Source organism: Bacillus sp. JJ1521, from assembly GCF_036965165.1.
Lineage (GTDB): Bacteria > Bacillota > Bacilli > Bacillales > Bacillaceae_L > Ferdinandcohnia.
In genome coordinates this window covers 1-18,226 of sequence record NZ_JBALOX010000005.1, presented here as the reverse complement: position 1 = coordinate 18,226, position 18,226 = coordinate 1, and the positions used below count along the sequence as shown (strand labels likewise).

Here is an 18,226-nt window from a genome sequence, read left to right as displayed (position 1 = left end):
TGTTTAAAAAATGATTTATTCGTCCATCCTGTTACTACCTTAAGTAGGAGGGGATGAAACGTGCAAAAAGGCACATTGAAGCAAATTCTATTAATTACGGACGGGTGTTCAAACCAAGGGGAAGATCCGATTGCAATGGCGGCGCTTGCGAGAGAGCAAGGAGTAACTATTAATGTTATTGGTGTAGTGGAGCAGGATACGATTGATGAACAAGGAATGCAGGAAATTGAAGGTATGGCTACTGCTGGTGGAGGCGTGAGCCAAATCGTCTATTCCACACAGCTGTCTCAAACTGTTCAAATGGTGACAAGACAAGCAATGACTCAAACTCTGCAGGGGGTGGTCAACAAGGAACTCCAGCAAATCCTAGGAGCAAAGACATCGATGGAGGACCTTCCTCCGGAAAAACGCGGAGAAGTGATGGAGGTTGTCGATGAACTTGGTGAAACTGTTGATTTAGAAGTTTTAGTTTTAGTAGATACGAGTGCGAGTATGAAGCATAAACTGCCAACTGTCAAAGAAGCATTACTTGACCTATCAATAAGCTTAAATGCGAGAATGGGAGACAATCAATTTTCTGTTTTTGTATTTCCAGGGAAAAGAGTTGAAGTAGAAGGGGTATTAGACTGGACTCCAAGACTAGAATCCTTGTCTAGTATTTTTCCGAAGCTTTCAACAGGTGGAATCACACCAACCGGACCGGCAATCCGAGAAGCACTTACCTACTTCAAGAAAAAAAGATCATTAAGGAGTTTGTTGTCTCGTGATGATGAACAATACTACGAAGAGTCAGGTATGTAAGGTTTCTCCTGGAACTGTCATTACTGGAAAATGGCATAAAAAATCATATCGCATTGTAAGACCTTTAGGACAAGGTGCTAATGGTATTGTCTATTTAGCTGAAAGCATTGATGGCCAAGTGGCCATAAAAATTAGTGAAAATGGCGTGACAATTACGTCGGAAGTAAATGTGTTAAAACACTTCTCTAAGGTCCAAGGCTCTGCCCTTGGACCTTCATTTATAGATGTCGATGATTGGATTAGACCCGGATTTTCAAGCCCAATCTCCTTTTACGTCATGGAATATATTCGTGGAGAAAGCTTTTTATCTTTTATCGAAAAAAGAGGAAAAGAGTGGACAGGTATCCTATGCTTGCAATTGCTTTCGGATTTGGACAGACTCCATCAAGAAGGATGGGTATTCGGTGACTTAAAACCTGATAATCTACTTGTTGTTGGGAATCCACCAAAAATCCGCTGTATTGATGTCGGAGGAACAACTGTTCAAGGAAGGGCAATCAAAGAGTTTACGGAGTTCTTTGACCGTGGCTACTGGGGAGCAGGTTCGAGAAAAGCAGAAGCCTCCTATGACTTATTTGCAGTGGCGATGATTATCGTCAATGCAGCTTACCCTAACCGTTTTACACGAACAGACCAACCGGTGAAACAATTGAAATCCATTATAGCAAATACGGACTTTTTACAAAAGTTTGATACTGTTCTCTTGTCTGCGATAGATGGGAAATATCAGCGGGCTGCAGAAATGCGTAAAGATTTGGTTATGAAGTTAAGTCAAGTTAAAAAGGATCGGGCTCCTGTACAAAAAACACGAGCAGCAAGAAATTCGCAAGCCAATAGAAAGGTAAGTAATACCCAATCTCAATCTAATTTTTCACGGGTAAATCGACAACTGAAACCGAAAAAACAAAAAGGTGGGGTTCTTGAGACGGTATTATTACTCCTGTTTGTATCCTTAGGGTATTTGCTTTATCTATATGGACAAATTCTGTAAAAAAGATTTGGAAAGTGGTACGATTAAAACATCGTTTACGATTTTGCAAAGGATTGGTCCGACAATGATCGAAAAAGTAAGCCGGTTTATTGAAAAACACGAATTGATTCAGAAGGATTCAACGATAATAGTAGGGGTGTCTGGTGGTCCGGATTCCCTCGCGTTACTACATTATTTATTCTACCAACAGAAGGAATCAACCCTTATTGCTGCTCATGTTGATCATATGTTCCGTGGGAAAGAATCAGAAGAGGATTTGCTATATGTAAAAGAATTTTGTGAAGCATATCAAATTTCTTTTGAATCAATCCAAATCGATGTGACATCCTATAAACAGGAACATAGTTTAAGCTCCCAAGTTGCTGCAAGGGAAGTGAGATATCAATTTTTTAATGAAATGATGCGAAAACATAAAGCCGAATATTTAGCACTTGGGCATCACGGGGACGACCAAATAGAAACCATTTTAATGCGTTTGGCCCGCGGTAGTAAGGGTGTAGGCTATGCAGGTATGCAGGTTAAACGTCCATTTTCATGTGGGGCAATTATTCGCCCGTTTTTAGCCGTGACAAGAGCAGATATTGAGGAATATTGCGAGGAATGGAAGCTTTCGCCTAGACGTGATCCGTCAAATGATAAAGACGACTATACAAGAAACCGATTTAGGCATCATGTTCTTCCTTTTTTAAAGCAAGAAAATCCAGCAGTACACGAACATTTTTTACAATTTAATCAGTACATGACAGAAGACAATGAAGTTTTGGATGAATTAACAATCGAAAAAATGAATAAAGTAATGAAAAGGAATGAAGGTAACGAAATAGAGATTGAAATTCCTTGCTTTTTAGCAATGCCAAAATCTTTACAAAGAAGAGGGATTCAACTAATATTAAACTATCTCTACAAAGAACTTCCTCCTTCTCTTTCTGCCGTACATATTGACAATTTGTTAACCTTCTTGGCGAGTAATCATCCTTCTGGAGAATTGCATTTTCCTGCTGGTTTGCGAATTGTGAAATCTTATGAAAGCTGTACATATACTTATACGGATTGTAAGGAACAGTTGAGCCCCTATCGATTTCACATTGATACACCTGGGCTTTATAGACTTGAAGATGGTAGTGAAATAAAGAGTCAAGTGTGGAAGAACTATCCTAGAAGCGCAGTCGGAAATAACAGTTTCGTCATTGACCCAGATACCATTCAATTGCCACTTTATGTCCGATCAAGAAAAACCGGAGATAAAATGAAACTAAAAGGAATGAATGGTTCTAAAAAAGTGAAGGATATTTTCATCGATGAAAAAATACCCCTTCACAGACGTGACCTTTGGCCGGTTGTCGAGGATGAACAAGGAAAGATTTTGTGGCTTCCAGGACTGAAAAAATCACCATATGAAGCAACTTGTAAAACAAAATCGCACTATATCGTACTACAATACACAGGATTTTAGGGGGCTTTAAAAGCATGAAGCAGGATATCGAGAAGGTTTTATTTAGTGAGGAAGAACTTCAGCTAAAAGTGAAGGAATTAGGTAATACTTTAACAGAGGACTATAAGGATAAATTCCCTTTGGCCATTGGGATTTTAAAAGGGGCTATGCCTTTCATGGGCGATCTGTTAAAAAGAGTAGATACATACTTAGAAATGGATTTTATGGATGTGTCAAGCTACGGGAACTCAACAGTCTCTTCCGGTGAAGTAAAAATCATCAAGGACTTGGATACTTCTGTAGAAGGAAGAGATATTCTTGTCATTGAGGATATTATCGACAGTGGCCTTACATTAAGCTACCTCGTTGAATTATTCCGTTATCGTAAAGCGAAGTCCATTAAAATTGTTACACTTTTGGATAAGCCAACAGGCAGAAAAGCCGATATTAACGCAGACTATGTTGGGTTTATTGTTCCTGATGAGTTTGTTGTAGGTTACGGTTTAGACTTCGCCGAAAAATATCGCAATTTACCATATATCGGTGTGCTAAAACCTGAGGTTTATTCAGAATAGTTTTCTTGACATAAAAAAACTTGTACTATTTTGAAACTTATTCACAGATAAAACGTATTTCATTTGAATAGCAATTATTATCTATGATACTATTTACTATAGTTTGTTCACCGCGGGAGGAGGTAAGGGATGAATCGGATTTTTAGAAATGTCATATTCTATTTACTCATATTTTTAGTCATTATCGGCGTGGTTAGCTTCTTCCAAGGAGCAAATGGCCAGCCTGAAGTGATGAAATATGGCAAGTTTGTTCAACATCTCGAAGCTGGAGATGTAAAAAATATTACGATACAACCTGAAAGAGGCGTCTACGAGGTTAGAGGCCAGTTAAAGAACTATGATAAGGATCAATTCTTTGTCACGAACATCATCGGCAGCCAAAATGAGGTTAATCGGATTACGGATGCTGCGCTGAATGCAGACGTTGATGTACTTAAGGCAAAGGAAACAAGTGGTTGGGTAACCTTCTTTACATCGATTATCCCATTTGTTATTATCTTTATTTTATTCTTCTTCCTACTTAACCAAGCTCAAGGCGGCGGTAGTAGGGTAATGAATTTTGGTAAGAGTAAAGCAAAGTTATATAGCGAAGAAAAGAAAAAGGTTAGATTTAAAGATGTTGCAGGTGCGGACGAAGAGAAGCAAGAGCTTGTTGAAGTGGTTGAGTTCTTGAAAGATCCTCGTAAGTTTGCTGAATTAGGTGCAAGAATTCCAAAGGGGATTCTCCTTGTCGGACCACCTGGTACAGGTAAAACATTACTTGCCCGTGCGGCTGCTGGTGAAGCAGGGGTTCCATTCTTCTCCATCAGTGGTTCGGATTTCGTTGAAATGTTCGTTGGGGTCGGTGCTTCACGTGTACGTGACCTATTTGAAAATGCAAAGAAAAATGCGCCATGTATCATTTTTATAGATGAAATTGATGCGGTTGGACGCCAGCGTGGTGCGGGTCTTGGTGGCGGTCATGATGAGCGCGAACAAACCTTAAACCAATTGCTAGTAGAGATGGACGGATTCGGTGCAAATGAAGGAATCATTATCATTGCTGCAACAAACCGCCCAGACATTCTAGATCCAGCCTTACTACGTCCAGGACGCTTTGACCGACAAATTACAGTTGAACGCCCAGATGTTAAAGGAAGGGAAGCTGTATTACGCGTACACGCTCGTAATAAGCCTTTTGATGAATCGGTTGATTTAAAAGCAATCGCTGCAAGAACACCAGGATTCTCAGGTGCAGATTTAGAAAACTTACTGAATGAAGCAGCGCTCGTTGCAGCTCGACAAAACAAAAAGAAAATTGATATGACTGATCTTGATGAAGCATCAGACCGCGTCATTGCAGGTCCCGCGAAAAAGAATCGTGTTATTTCGAAAAAAGAACGCAATATCGTGGCGTTCCACGAAGCGGGTCATACTGTTATTGGTATGGTACTTGATGAAGCGGATATGGTTCATAAAGTCACAATTGTCCCGCGTGGTCAAGCAGGAGGTTATGCGGTAATGCTTCCTAAGGAAGACCGTTACTTCATGACAAAACCTGAACTATTGGATAAAATCACAGGTCTCTTAGGAGGTCGTGTAGCTGAGGAAATCACATTTGGAGAAGTAAGTACAGGTGCTCACAATGACTTCCAACGTGCTACAGGAATTGCTCGTAAAATGGTTACCGAATACGGAATGAGTGAAAAGCTTGGTCCGCTTCAATTCGGTCAAGCACAGGGTGGTCAAGTGTTCTTAGGACGCGACATCCACAACGAGCAAAACTACAGTGATGCAATCGCACACGAAATTGATCTTGAAATCCAACGCTTTATTAAAGAAAGCTATGAGAAAGCAAGACAAATTCTTACTGAAAATCAAGATAAACTTAAACTGATCGCGGAAACATTACTTGATATTGAAACTTTAGATGCTGCCCAAATTAAGAGCTTGTTCGAAGAAGGTAAATTACCTGACAGACCAGTCGCTTCTGAGGGTGCAGATAAACCAAAAGAAGATGTTAAAGTTACTATTAACTCTAAAAAAGAAGAGGAAGTAACGGAAGGCGAAAACAAAGATAAAGAAAAGTAACAGCAAAAGGTGTCTACAACCAAAGTAGGCACCTTTTTTGTACTGCCTAAGACTCCTTAAATGTGGAATAATAAAAACGAGATATGGTATGATGTTTGCATTAGTTTAACTTTAACCACCATGGGTTAATACGCCAAGGCGTATTTGATTAGGGGAGTCAGGTGTAGGGGGTACCACATGATTTTTGTTCTTGATGTAGGGAATACAAATATGGTTTTAGGGGTATATCAAAATGATGACTTAAAACATCATTGGCGAATCGAAACCAGTCGAAATAAAACAGAGGACGAATATGGACTCGTCATAAAATCGCTATTAGCACATGAAGGATTAACCTTTAGGGATATTAATGGCATAATTATGTCCTCAGTCGTTCCGCCGATAATGTTTGCACTGGAACGAATGTGTTTAAAGTATTTTGGAATAAAGCCGTTAGTGGTAGGACCAGGCATTAAGACAGGTTTAAACATTAAATACGACAATCCAAAAGAAGTGGGAGCAGACCGAATCGTTAATGCCGTAGCGGGAATCAATCTATACGGGGGTCCACTTATCATCGTTGATTTTGGTACGGCCACTACATTCTGCTACATAAATGAGAAAAAGCAATACATGGGCGGGGCGATTGCTCCTGGAATTGCCATTTCAACAGAAGCCTTATATTCAAGAGCTGCAAAACTGCCTAGAATCGAAATAGCTCGTCCAGAAGGTGTGATTGGGCGAAATACAGTTAGTGCGATGCAGGCAGGTATATTATTTGGCTACGTTGGTCAGGTTGAGGGTATCGTTGCCCGCATCAAAGCTCAAGCAGTGGAAAAACCAAAGGTGATTGCAACAGGAGGACTTGCCGCATTGATTGCGGCTGAATCGAATGCGATTGATATCGTTAATCCATTTTTAACACTAAAAGGGCTACATCTAATATATCAACTTAATAAAGAAACAAAATAAAATAACTATCAATGAGATGACATGAAAAGGAGTAATAAAATGAGTGATTATTTAATTAAGGCGTTAGCTTATAATGGACAGGTTCGAGCATATGCAATTGATTCAACAGAAACAGTCGCGGAGGCCCAAAGACGACACTATACATGGCCTACTGCGTCAGCAGCGCTTGGTAGAACAATGACTGCTGGGGTGATGCTAGGAGCCACTCTAAAGGGTGAAGTAAAGCTCACCATTAAAGTTGAGGGTGGCGGTCCAATCGGAATTATTCTTGTTGATACAAATGCAAAAGGGGAAGTAAGAGGGTATGTGACGAACCCACAAACCCATTTTGATTTAAATGAGCATGGGAAACTTGATGTGAAAAGAGCTGTTGGAACAGAAGGAACTTTAACAGTTGTAAAGGATATCGGAATGAAGGATCAATTCTCTGGACAGGTTCCAATTGTGTCAGGAGAACTTGGAGAGGATTTTACCTATTATCTTGTGACTTCTGAGCAGACCCCTTCGTCTGTTGGGGTAGGGGTTTTAGTAAATCCAGATAACTCCATTTTAGCCGCTGGCGGATTCCTTATCCAGCTTATGCCTGGTACAGATGAGGAAACCATTACACAAATTGAAAAAAGACTTCAAGAAATCGAACCTGTATCAAAAATGATTGAAAAGGGACTTACACCTGAAAATATTTTGGCTGAGGTAGTTGGCGACGAAAACCTCAAAATACTTGAAAAAATGCCGGTTTCCTTTGTGTGTCCTTGCTCTAAGGAACGAATTGAAAGTGCCATCATTAGCTTAGGCACAGATGAAATTGAGGCTATGATTCAGGAAGATGGAAAAGCAGAGGCACAATGCCATTTTTGTAACGAAAAATATCATTTTTCAAAAGAAGAATTAATAGAATTAAAAGAACAAGCAAAGTAAGGTAATGGGAGATGGGAAAAATGAATCAAAAGGTATTATGGTCAATTATTGTTGCTCTCGTTATCATTAACTGTTTGTCAGTTGTGTACTTTGTGACTGATCAACCAGGGGAAAAGTCTGAGGAAAAGACGGTTGAGGCTACGAAGCCTGTTGTTGCAAGCGGGGAAGAAGAGGTAGTGGCTACAATCGGAGAAACATCCATTACAAGACAACAATGGTTAAATGAGCTTGAAGACAGATATGGGAAACAAATTTTAGAGGGAATGATTGATGAGGAAGTTGTTCGTCAAATGGCTAAAAAACATGATATCACTTTATCAGAGGATGCCATTGATCGTGAATTGATGTTAATTAAGACAATGTATAATAACATCGATCATGAGAATATTGATGACGAGCACTGGAAAGAGCAAATTGAGTTAAGCATTTTATTAGAAGAGCTCTTAACAAAGGATGCGGTTATATCTGAGGAAGAAATGAAACGTTTCTACGAGGAAAACAAGCATTTATACGAAATTCCAAAGTCGTATCACCTTTCCCATATTGTCGTCAAAACAAAGGAAGCGGCTGAACAGGTACAAAATGAATTAAAAAATGGATCAAGCTTCTCAGCACTTGCTATGGAGAAGTCAACTGATGAATTTTCCGCAAATCGGGGTGGGGAACTCGGATTTGTAAATGCGGAAAATGGATATGCACCTGATAGCTATTTAGAAGTGGCTAACCAATTAAAACCAAATGAATGGAGTGAGCCGATCGAGGTTGAAGGTGGCTTTGCGGTTATTATCCTCCATGAAGCAATTGAAGCGGTAACGTATTCTTATGACGATGTAAAGGACCAAATCAAACGCCAAATTGCCGTTGACCAAATGAATGGAGCAATTTCAGTAGAGCCATTCTGGAAAGAGCTTGACGTCAAATGGTTCTTTGAAAATCAACAATAGTTACTTAATTTAGCAGAAGTCAGCCACTTCTGCTAAATTAAGTTACAGCCTTCGTCGGATTCATGTGATTTTTAAAGGAAAACCTTCGAGCTGTAAGATCAAAGACTAAGAACGCCACCTCCTGTGGCAACGTCCTTATGACCACTTCCTGTAGGCCCAAAATCTGGGCGCAAATACGCCAAGGCGTATTTGATAAAATAGAAAAAATTCACAGTTAGCTGGTAGTAAATTCGTTGACATTTAGTAGGAGAATTGCTAAATTGTAGATAAAACCAATAAAAATAGTAGGGATTGAGGGTGGAATCATGACAAGAGTAGCAAATTCAATTTATGAATTAATCGGGCAAACTCCAGTTGTAAAGTTAAACCACTTAGTTGAGGAAGATAGTGCAGATGTTTATGTAAAGCTTGAGTTCTTTAACCCAGGTAGCAGTGTAAAGGATAGAATTGCATTAGCGATGATTGAAGCAGCTGAGAAAAATGGTCAATTAAAGCCTGGTGACACGATTATTGAGCCGACAAGTGGAAACACAGGTATCGGTTTAGCAATGGTAGCCGCTGCTAAAGGGTTAAAAGCCATCTTAGTTATGCCAGATACAATGAGTATGGAACGCCGCAATCTTTTACGTGCTTACGGTGCTGAGCTTGTTTTAACACCAGGTGCTGAAGGGATGAGAGGTGCCGTTAACAAAGCAGAAGAGCTTGTGAAAGAACACGGTTATTTCATGCCACAACAATTCGACAATCCTGCAAACCCTGAAGTTCACCGTTTAACGACTGGTAAGGAAATTGTTGAGCAAATGGGTGACCAATTAGATGCGTTTGTTTCTGGAATTGGAACAGGCGGAACAATTACTGGAGCGGGGCTTGTGTTAAAGGAGAAATATCCAGGCGTCCATATTGTAGCGGTTGAACCGGCTGATTCACCAATTCTTTCTGGTGGAAAACCAGGTCCACATAAAATCCAGGGTATAGGTGCGAACTTTGTGCCAACCGTATTAAACACAGAAGTATATGATGAAGTATTTACAGTTAAAAATGAAGAAGCGATTGAATATGCACGCCGCACAGGTCAAGAAGAAGGATTCCTTGTAGGTATTTCCTCGGGTGCAGCTATTTTCGCAGCATTACAGGTTGCGAAAAAATTAGGTAAAGGCAAAAAAGTGCTAGCAGTTGTTCCAGATAATGGTGAGCGTTACTTAAGTACAGTTCTTTATCAATTTGATGAGCAATAAGAAAGATGAGAGTTTTATCCTTATGGGTAAAACTCTTTTTTTCTATATACCACCTTCTGCAATATCATGTAGAATAGGGCTATAAAGTGCTTGTTCGAAAAGGAGGATAAAAAGGACCACGTCGACAAAAACGCCACGTCTCATGTCTTGTCGACACTAGTACATCCTGTGCGTCGAAAGTTCAGGCGGTGCAGCTTTGAGTAGCGGAGCGTATGCAGTTAATACGTGAGCAGACGATCTTGCACTCCGGGAAAAGTGGTTTTCTTTTCCAAGGAACGGAAAAGCAAGCCAACGAGCTTCCACAGGATGTGGAGACTTCGACGTTCGACACAGGACGTATCGGTAGTTAGTCGAAGTTCATCTACCGATGTGTCATTTTTACCGGACTTTTTGAACATCCGCTATAAGGAGAGTGGGGCCATGCAACAAAAGAGAGTATCTTTTGCGAAGAAAATACCGTTCGCACATGACGATTGGTATGACAAATATAAGAGCCTAACGCAACACGAGCCTTACCACATGTTATTAGAAAGTGGGCGGGGAGGAAAAATCAGCATCATGGGAATCAAACCATTTGCTGTGATCCAAGGAAAAAATCATCAATTATCGATAACAACCAAAGAAGGCACAACACTACTTGAGGGTGACCCCCTTACACATTTTATGGAGTGGATGAAAGCCAATCAAACCGCCCATCATCCAGGCTATCCTGACTTTCAAGGCGGAGCGCTTGGATTTATTAGCTATGATTATGCTAGATATATTGAAAAATTGCCAAATACCGCACAGGATGACCTAGAAACACCAGATTTATACTTTTTGGTTTTTGATGATGTGTTTGTCTATGACCATAATGAACAAGTGATATGGTTGATCACTCATGACGACATACATAATGAAAAACGAGCAAATGCTAGATTGCAAAAATACGAAGAGCTTTGGATGACACATACTGTGGCGCCTTTAACTAGAACAAATATAAAAGCACAAGCTGAACATTTTTCTGTTTCTTTATCTGAGCAGGAATTTTCGGACGCAGTGGAGAAAGTAAGAGAATATATTTCTGAAGGGGACGTTTTTCAGGTTAACTTATCCGTAAGAAGATCAAAGGAAATCAAAAACCATCCTCGGGAAATTTACGATACATTGCGCAAACTTAACCCATCTCCATATATGGCTTATATGCAGGTGCCGGAATTTCAAATCGTGAGTGGCTCACCGGAGTTGCTAGTAAAGAAAAAGGGGAATGAGATCAGTACTAGACCAATTGCTGGAACGAGGTCTAGGGGCAAGGATGAAGTGGAGGATCAACAGTTAGCAAATGAGTTGATCAACAACGATAAGGAACGTGCCGAACATGTCATGTTGGTGGATTTAGAACGAAATGATCTCGGCAGAGTTTGTGAATGTGGTACAGTAAAAGTAGATGAATTCATGGTTATTGAAAAGTATTCGCACGTGATGCACATCGTTTCTAATGTAAAAGGTAGCCTTGCAAAAGGAAAAGACCGAGCAGAAATCATTAAAGCTACCTTTCCAGGAGGAACAATTACAGGTGCTCCTAAGGTTCGGACGATGGAAATCATCGAAGAACTAGAACCAGTCAGAAGAGGTATTTATACCGGTTCGATTGGGTGGATTGGTTTTTCAGGGGATATGGAACTTAATATCGCCATTCGTACAATGATTGTAAAGGAAGGCATTGCCCATGTGCAAGCGGGAGCTGGCGTTGTTATTGATTCAAACCCAAAACATGAATATAAAGAGTCCTTGAAAAAGGCGATCGCATTATGGAAAGCAAAAGAGCTGAGTGAAGAATAGTTAGAAAAAATAATAGTATGAGGTGAGCTAGGATGATCGTAATGATTGATAATTATGACTCGTTTACATTCAATTTAGTACAATATGTGGGAGAATTAGGAGAAGAAATCATCGTCAAAAGAAATGATGAAATCACAATTCAGGAAATTGAAGCATTAAACCCTGATTTAATTATGATTTCACCAGGACCTTGCACACCGAATGAGGCAGGAATAAGCTTAGAGACAATCTCTCATTTTGCAGGGAGTATCCCGATTTTTGGTGTTTGCCTTGGCCATCAATCTATTGCCCAAGCGTTCGGTGGGGATGTAATCAAAGCCCAAAGGCTTATGCATGGCAAGACATCGGAAATCAATCACGATGGAAAAACTATTTTTTCTGGGTTAGAACGGCCATTTACAGCTACTCGTTATCATTCATTAATCGTAAAAAAAGAAACACTTCCAGATTGCTTTGAAATATCAGCTCAAACAGATGAAGGTGAAATCATGGCCATTCGCCATAAGGAATACCCCATTGAGGGTGTACAATTTCATCCAGAATCTATCATGACCACAGCAGGTAAGCAGCTAATCTTAAACGTAATACAACAATATATCAGGAATGAGAAGGAATCATGCACCTCTATCTAAACGGTGAAATTGTTAAAAAAGAAGATGCACATATTTCCCCATTTGACCATGGCTTTTTATATGGAATGGGTTTATTTGAAACCTTTAGAATCTATGATGGTCATCCGTTTTTACTAGATGACCATCTTGTGCGTCTACAGGATGGACTAAGTGAACTGCAGATTAAGTTACCATTAAACCGAGACAGTGTGATGGTCATAATCCATGATCTATTATCAGCAAATGGTTTAAAGCAGGCATATGTCCGCTTAAATATATCTGCTGGTAAAGGTGAAGTCGGCCTGCCTTTTACAGATTACTACGAGGATCCTTCTATTCTTGTTTTTATGAAAGAGATTCCTCCTGTCTTAGGGGAGAAAAAAGCAATTCTATTAAAAACACCTCGTAACACCCCTGAGGGAGAATTTCGTTTAAAATCACACCATTTTTTAAATAATATCTATGGAAAAAGAGAAATCGGGAATAATCCAACTGTTGAGGGGATCTTTTTGACGAGAGAAGGATTTCTCGCTGAGGGGATTACCTCTAATCTTTTTTGGATAAAAGGGGATAAGCTGTTTACACCGGCTCACCAAACGGGGATACTAAAGGGGATAACTAGGGATTTTGTGATCGATTTAGCAAAATCTCTCGGTTTAGATGTACAAGAAGGATTATTTCAGCCTATGGATATCCTACAAAGTGATGAAGCCTTCGTTACAAACTCTATCCAAGAAATTGTACCGCTTGGTGCAATTGAAAATCATAAATTACAAGGTAAAAATGGTCCTATCACGAAAAAACTGCAATCTATTTATTCACAATATAAGAGAAGCTTATGGAGTAAAAATGATTTGCCTAAGGAGAATCAAAAATGGATCAAGACAGAAAAAGAAGATCATTCATAGCATGTGGTCCTTATCAATTAGATTTTTCCAAAAAGACAATGGTCATGGGAATCCTAAACATCACACCCGATTCTTTTTCAGATGGAGGTTCTTACTTTGATTTAGATGCTGCCATCCAACATGCAAAAGAAATGGTTAAGGATGGTGCAGATATTATTGATGTAGGCGGTGAATCGACAAGACCAGGACATGAAAGAGTCTCTGATGAAGAAGAGATTGCTAGAGTGGTGCCTATCATTCAGGCATTGGCAAAGGAAGTTCACGTTCCAATTTCCATTGATACCTATAAATCTGAAGTAGCGAAGCAAGCAATTGAAGCGGGTGCCCATATTATTAACGATATATGGGGTGCGAAAGCGGATCCAAAAATGGCAGAGGTGGCGGCAACCTATCATGTGCCGATTATCCTGATGCATAACAGAGATAATAAAAACTATAAGAACCTCATCGATGATATGATCATTGACTTAAAAGAAAGTATTGAAATTGTAAAGACCGCTGGTGTTAAAGATGAAAACATTATCCTAGACCCAGGAGTTGGCTTTGCAAAGACCTTTGAGGATAATATAGAAACAATCCGTCATCTAGACAGTTTCAGTGAACTTGGCTATCCAGTGCTGCTTGGAACTTCAAGGAAAACCTTTATCGGTCAAATATTTGATTTGCCACCACAAGAACGTGACGAAGCAACAGGTGCAACTACTTGCCTTGGAATTCAAAAAGGCTGTGATATCGTCCGTGTCCATAATGTGAAGGTAAATGCAAGACTTGCGAAAATGACGGATGTCCTTGTCGGTAAAGGAGAATAGTGATAATGGATAAAATCTTTGTGAACCAAATGCAATTTTACGGCTATCATGGTGTTTTTCCGGAAGAAACAAAGCTAGGACAACGTTTTATGATAGACCTTATGGTGGAAGTGGATGTTAAACAAGCGGGTGAAACGGATAATCTTGATTATTCAGTTCACTACGGAGAGCTTTACAATCTATGTAAAGAAATCGTTGAGGGAAAACCATATAAGCTACTAGAAACCGTAGCTGAAAAAATTGCTGCGGAAATATTGAAGCATTTTTCGTTAGTCTCAGGATGCACGGTTAAAGTCATAAAGCCGGACCCGCCGATACCTGGGCATCTTCAATCAGTTGCTGTTGAAATCACAAGGAGTCGCTCGTTATGAATAATACAGCATATATTTCCCTGGGAACGAATATGGGGGAACGGGAAAATTATTTGCGTTCTGCATTAAAAGCGATTCAAGATCAAAACATTGTGATTACCGATTTTTCTTCAATTTATGAAACAGATCCTGTTGGATATGATGATCAAGATCTATTTTTAAATATGGTAATTAAAGTAAATGCTGATTTATCATCATTTGATTTATTGCAAGTTTTACAAAGTATTGAGCTCGAATTTGGAAGGGAAAGGAAAATAAGATGGGGCCCAAGGACATTGGACCTTGACATTTTGCTGTTCAATCATGAAAATATTGAAACTGAATGTCTTATAGTTCCGCATCCCCGAATGACTGAGCGAGCCTTTGTTCTAGTACCATTAGCTGAAATAGACAAGAATCTACAAATTCCGGTAGAAACGAAACCAATATCCTTACTACTAGACGAATTACAAGACAGAGAAGGTGTACGTATATGGAAGCGGAGAAGTGGGGAAGACGTATTCGTGCTTTTCGAAAGTTGAAAGGCTATACTCAAGAAAGCTTAGCAAAAGACCTTGGGGTATCCGTATCCCTTGTTGGGGAAGTCGAGCGGGGAACACGAATGCCAAGTAAACTATTTTTACAAGAGGTTGCAGAAATACTTAAAGTACCACTTGATGACCTAACCCCAAAAGGGTTAGATTAAGATATGGATTTTTAACTTTATTCAGCAGAAGTCCCTACTTATATAAGTGGGTTAGTATGCAAAAAGAGTATACAATTCAGTGATGGATTCAAATCCTGGCTGAATAAAGTTAAAGCCTCCGGCGGATGCCGCGATTTTTTAAAGGAAAATTTTCGAGGCAAGCTCGAAAAAAATCGGGCGCAAATACGCTAAGGCGCATTTGATTAAGTGGGAAGGAGGGTTAATGTGTTAAAAATAGGCGATATCGAGATGAAAAACCAAGTTGTTCTTGCTCCAATGGCTGGGGTATGTAACTCGGCGTTCCGTCTAACTGTGAAGGAATTTGGCGCAGGATTGGTTTGTGCGGAAATGGTAAGCGATAAAGCAATCCTATATAAAAATGCAAGAACAATGGGAATGCTCTATATAGATGAACGTGAAAAACCACTAAGCCTTCAAATTTTTGGTGGGGAAAAAGAAACATTAGTAGAAGCAGCGAAGTTTGTCGATAAAAACACAACAGCTGATATTATTGATATTAATATGGGATGCCCAGTACCAAAAATTACGAAATGTGATGCAGGGGCGAAGTGGCTATTAGACCCAAATAAAATTTATGAAATGGTTTCTGCGGTAGTGGACGCAGTAGACAAGCCTGTTACTGTAAAAATGCGGATGGGTTGGGATGATGATCATATTTATGCGATTCAAAACGCTCATGCGGTAGAACGTGCTGGTGGTCAAGCAGTTGCCTTACACGGAAGAACGCGTCTTCAAATGTACGAAGGTCATGCGAACTGGGATATTATTAAACAGGTGAAACAATCCGTAAATATTCCGGTTATCGGAAATGGAGATGTTGAGACTCCACAAGATGCAAGACGTATGCTTGATGAAACAGGTTGTGACGGTGTCATGATCGGTCGTGCAGCACTAGGAAATCCATGGATGATTTATCAAACAGTTAAGTATTTAGAAACCGGTGAACTAACTGAAGAGCCAGGGGTAAGAGAGAAAATCGATGTATCCATTCTTCACTTAGACCGATTAATAAATTTGAAGAATGAGAATGTCGCGGTAAGGGAATTCAGAAAGCACGCTGCTTGGTACTTAAAGGGAATTCGCGGCAACGCAATAGTTCGCAATGAGGTCAACAACTGCAATACACGAAATGAATTAGTATCACTTTTACAACGCTTTGTTGAAGAAATGGAAAAAAAGCAACAAAACAATGAGATGGTTGTTTGACATCAATAATTCCCTACACTATAATACCCGTAAGTAGCCTACTGCCAGTTAATTACTGGCAGTTTTTCTGCTTTACGTTTATAGTAAAATAGGACAAGTTAGAAGCGTTTGTTTTTTTATAGATCATGTAACAAAATAGGAGTTGATGAAAATGAATCATGAGGAATTAAATGACCAATTGATTGTCAGAAGAGAAAAGTTACATACATTACGTGAAATGGGGGTCGACCCATTCGGTAAAAGATTTGAAAGAACACATAGTACACGTGAACTTATCGACCTATATGATGGATTTACAAAGGAACAATTAGATGAAAAAGAAGTTAGCGTAACAATTGCTGGTCGTATTATGACAAAGCGCGGTAAAGGTAAAGCTGGATTTACTCATATCCAAGACCTAACAGGCCAAATCCAACTATATGTACGTCTAGATGCAGTTGGCGAAGAACAATATGAGATATTCAATATTGCGGACCTAGGGGATATTGTCGGTGTGTCAGGTGCTGTCTTCAAAACGAAGGTAGGAGAACTTTCTATCAAAGTTACTTCATTTGAGCTTTTATCAAAAGCATTACGTCCATTACCTGACAAATTCCATGGATTAAAAGACGTTGAACAACGCTATCGTCAACGTTACCTTGATTTAATCATGAGCCCGGAAAGCAAAGAAACCTTTATTACAAGAAGCAAAATCATCAGAGCGATGAGACGTTATTTAGATGATCACGGCTATTTAGAAGTAGAAACACCGATGATGCATTCAATCCCTGGTGGTGCATCTGCTCGCCCGTTTATTACTCATCATAATGCATTAGATATCGAATTATATATGCGAATTGCGATTGAACTGCATCTTAAGCGCCTAATCGTAGGTGGACTAGAAAAGGTATATGAAATTGGTAGGGTATTTCGTAACGAAGGTGTCTCAACGCGCCATAACCCCGAGTTCACAATGATAGAATTATATGAAGCATATGCCGACTATAAAGATATCATGAACCTTACAGAAAACCTTGTCGCTCATATTGCACAAGAAGTGCTAGGAACTACAACCGTAACCTATGGTGAACATGAAATTGACTTGAAGCCAGAGTGGAAACGACTTCACATGGTAGATGCAATTAAAGAGTACGTTGGAGTTGACTTCTGGAAAGAAATGAGCCTAGAAGAAGCAAGACAACTTGCAAAAGAAAATAATGTTGAAATTAATGATAATATGCAATACGGTCACATTGTGAACGAGTTCTTCGAGCAAAAAATTGAAGACAAGCTAATTCAGCCAACATTTATCTATGGACATCCAGTAGAGATTTCGCCGCTTGCGAAGAAGAATCCAGAAGATCCTAGATTTACAGATCGTTTCGAGCTATTCATTGTAGGAAGAGAACATGCTAATGCATTCACAGAATTAAATGACCCAATTGATCAACGTCAAAGATTCGAAGCTCAACTTAAAGAAAGAGAGCAAGGAAATGACGAAGCTCATATGATGGACGAAGATTTTGTTGAATCATTAGAATATGGTCTACCACCTACAGGAGGATTAGGAATAGGAGTAGACAGACTTGTTATGCTCTTAACGAATTCTCCATCTATTAGAGATGTATTGCTTTTCCCACAAATGCGTCATAAATAAGTCGAAAAATAGAGTGGATTCCACTCTATTTTTTTATAAAGAATTTTTCTAGTATAATTTTTTTGTAAAAAAATCTTGCCATATAAGTTTCAAGGTGGTATATTAAGTATCTGCCGCTGAGATGTGGCGGTGAAATAAAAAATAAATAAAAAAGTTGTTGACTATCGAAAAGATAGATGATATTATTTAAAAGTTGCTTCAAGAAAGCAACGACAATAACTTTAAAAGTTCTTTGAAAACT

General features: G+C 39.4%; 20 protein-coding genes. 19 read left to right on the top strand and 1 reads right to left on the bottom strand.

The window, feature by feature from the left end; translation table 11 throughout:
- The first annotated feature begins 60 nt into the window (after nt 1-60).
- The 19 genes from V7147_RS00880 (at nt 61) to lysS (ending at nt 17,985) form a co-directional block, all read left to right on the top strand.
- Nucleotides 61-801, top strand: a complete 741-nt coding sequence (locus V7147_RS00880) for a vWA domain-containing protein (RefSeq protein WP_335365975.1) — start codon at nt 61-63, stop codon at nt 799-801.
- Nucleotides 767-1,792, top strand: a complete 1,026-nt coding sequence (locus V7147_RS00875) for a serine/threonine-protein kinase (protein ID WP_335366013.1) — start codon at nt 767-769, stop codon at nt 1,790-1,792. The genes V7147_RS00880 and V7147_RS00875 overlap by 35 nt, the downstream gene beginning before the upstream one ends.
- Before the next feature lie 64 nt (nt 1,793-1,856).
- The gene (tilS, locus tag V7147_RS00870; protein ID WP_335365974.1) at nt 1,857-3,245 is read left to right on the top strand and encodes a tRNA lysidine(34) synthetase TilS; all 1,389 of its coding nucleotides are present in this window, start codon (nt 1,857-1,859) and stop codon (nt 3,243-3,245) included.
- Nucleotides 3,246-3,259: 14 nt separating this feature from the next.
- Complete coding sequence (hpt, locus tag V7147_RS00865) at nt 3,260-3,799, top strand: hypoxanthine phosphoribosyltransferase (protein WP_335365973.1); 540 nt, start codon at nt 3,260-3,262, stop codon at nt 3,797-3,799.
- Nucleotides 3,800-3,928: 129 nt separating this feature from the next.
- Complete coding sequence (gene ftsH, locus V7147_RS00860) at nt 3,929-5,869, top strand: ATP-dependent zinc metalloprotease FtsH (RefSeq protein WP_335365972.1); 1,941 nt, start codon at nt 3,929-3,931, stop codon at nt 5,867-5,869.
- 177 nt (nt 5,870-6,046) lie between these two features.
- Nucleotides 6,047-6,820: a type III pantothenate kinase gene (locus tag V7147_RS00855; protein ID WP_335365971.1), complete on the top strand. Its 774-nt coding sequence runs from the start codon at nt 6,047-6,049 to the stop codon at nt 6,818-6,820.
- Between the two features lie 39 nt (nt 6,821-6,859).
- On the top strand, nt 6,860-7,738 hold the full coding sequence (gene hslO, locus V7147_RS00850; protein WP_335365970.1) for an Hsp33 family molecular chaperone HslO: 879 nt from the start codon (nt 6,860-6,862) through the stop codon (nt 7,736-7,738).
- 20 nt (nt 7,739-7,758) lie between these two features.
- On the top strand, nt 7,759-8,682 hold the full coding sequence (locus tag V7147_RS00845; RefSeq protein ID WP_335365969.1) for a peptidyl-prolyl cis-trans isomerase: 924 nt from the start codon (nt 7,759-7,761) through the stop codon (nt 8,680-8,682).
- A 305-nt stretch (nt 8,683-8,987) separates the two neighbouring features.
- The gene (gene cysK / locus V7147_RS00840; RefSeq protein ID WP_335365968.1) at nt 8,988-9,917 is read left to right on the top strand and encodes a cysteine synthase A; all 930 of its coding nucleotides are present in this window, start codon (nt 8,988-8,990) and stop codon (nt 9,915-9,917) included.
- A gap of 212 nt (nt 9,918-10,129) precedes the next feature.
- Nucleotides 10,130-10,267 carry a hypothetical protein gene (locus V7147_RS00835; RefSeq protein WP_335365967.1) on the top strand — a complete coding sequence of 46 codons (138 nt, stop codon included), beginning with the start codon at nt 10,130-10,132 and terminating at the stop codon, nt 10,265-10,267.
- Between the two features lie 70 nt (nt 10,268-10,337).
- The gene (gene pabB, locus V7147_RS00830; RefSeq protein WP_335365966.1) at nt 10,338-11,738 is read left to right on the top strand and encodes an aminodeoxychorismate synthase, component I; all 1,401 of its coding nucleotides are present in this window, start codon (nt 10,338-10,340) and stop codon (nt 11,736-11,738) included.
- A 32-nt stretch (nt 11,739-11,770) separates the two neighbouring features.
- Nucleotides 11,771-12,370 (top strand): aminodeoxychorismate/anthranilate synthase component II, encoded by a 600-nt coding sequence (gene pabA / locus V7147_RS00825; RefSeq protein WP_335365965.1) that lies wholly within the window; start codon nt 11,771-11,773, stop codon nt 12,368-12,370.
- The gene (gene pabC / locus V7147_RS00820; protein WP_335365964.1) at nt 12,355-13,257 is read left to right on the top strand and encodes an aminodeoxychorismate lyase; all 903 of its coding nucleotides are present in this window, start codon (nt 12,355-12,357) and stop codon (nt 13,255-13,257) included. The genes pabA and pabC overlap by 16 nt, the downstream gene beginning before the upstream one ends.
- Nucleotides 13,224-14,066, top strand: a complete 843-nt coding sequence (folP, locus tag V7147_RS00815; RefSeq protein ID WP_335365963.1) for a dihydropteroate synthase — start codon at nt 13,224-13,226, stop codon at nt 14,064-14,066. The genes pabC and folP overlap by 34 nt, the downstream gene beginning before the upstream one ends.
- Nucleotides 14,067-14,071: 5 nt before the next feature.
- A complete protein-coding gene (folB, locus tag V7147_RS00810; RefSeq protein ID WP_335365962.1) occupies nt 14,072-14,437 on the top strand; it encodes a dihydroneopterin aldolase in 366 nt (121 codons plus the stop codon).
- Nucleotides 14,434-14,958: a 2-amino-4-hydroxy-6-hydroxymethyldihydropteridine diphosphokinase gene (folK, locus tag V7147_RS00805; RefSeq protein WP_335365961.1), complete on the top strand. Its 525-nt coding sequence runs from the start codon at nt 14,434-14,436 to the stop codon at nt 14,956-14,958. Before folB ends, folK begins: the two co-directional genes overlap by 4 nt.
- On the top strand, nt 14,910-15,122 hold the full coding sequence (locus V7147_RS00800) for a helix-turn-helix domain-containing protein (RefSeq protein WP_335365960.1): 213 nt from the start codon (nt 14,910-14,912) through the stop codon (nt 15,120-15,122). Before folK ends, V7147_RS00800 begins: the two co-directional genes overlap by 49 nt.
- Before the next feature lie 225 nt (nt 15,123-15,347).
- On the top strand, nt 15,348-16,349 hold the full coding sequence (gene dusB, locus V7147_RS00795) for a tRNA dihydrouridine synthase DusB (RefSeq protein WP_335365959.1): 1,002 nt from the start codon (nt 15,348-15,350) through the stop codon (nt 16,347-16,349).
- Nucleotides 16,350-16,500: 151 nt separating this feature from the next.
- Nucleotides 16,501-17,985, top strand: coding sequence for a lysine--tRNA ligase (lysS, locus tag V7147_RS00790; RefSeq protein WP_438824523.1), 1,485 nt, complete (start codon nt 16,501-16,503; stop codon nt 17,983-17,985).
- A 25-nt stretch (nt 17,986-18,010) separates the two neighbouring features.
- Here the strand turns inward: lysS and V7147_RS00785 are convergent.
- Nucleotides 18,011-18,226, bottom strand: a 216-nt coding sequence (locus tag V7147_RS00785) for a hypothetical protein (RefSeq protein ID WP_335365957.1), incomplete at its 5' end; no start/stop codon positions are given.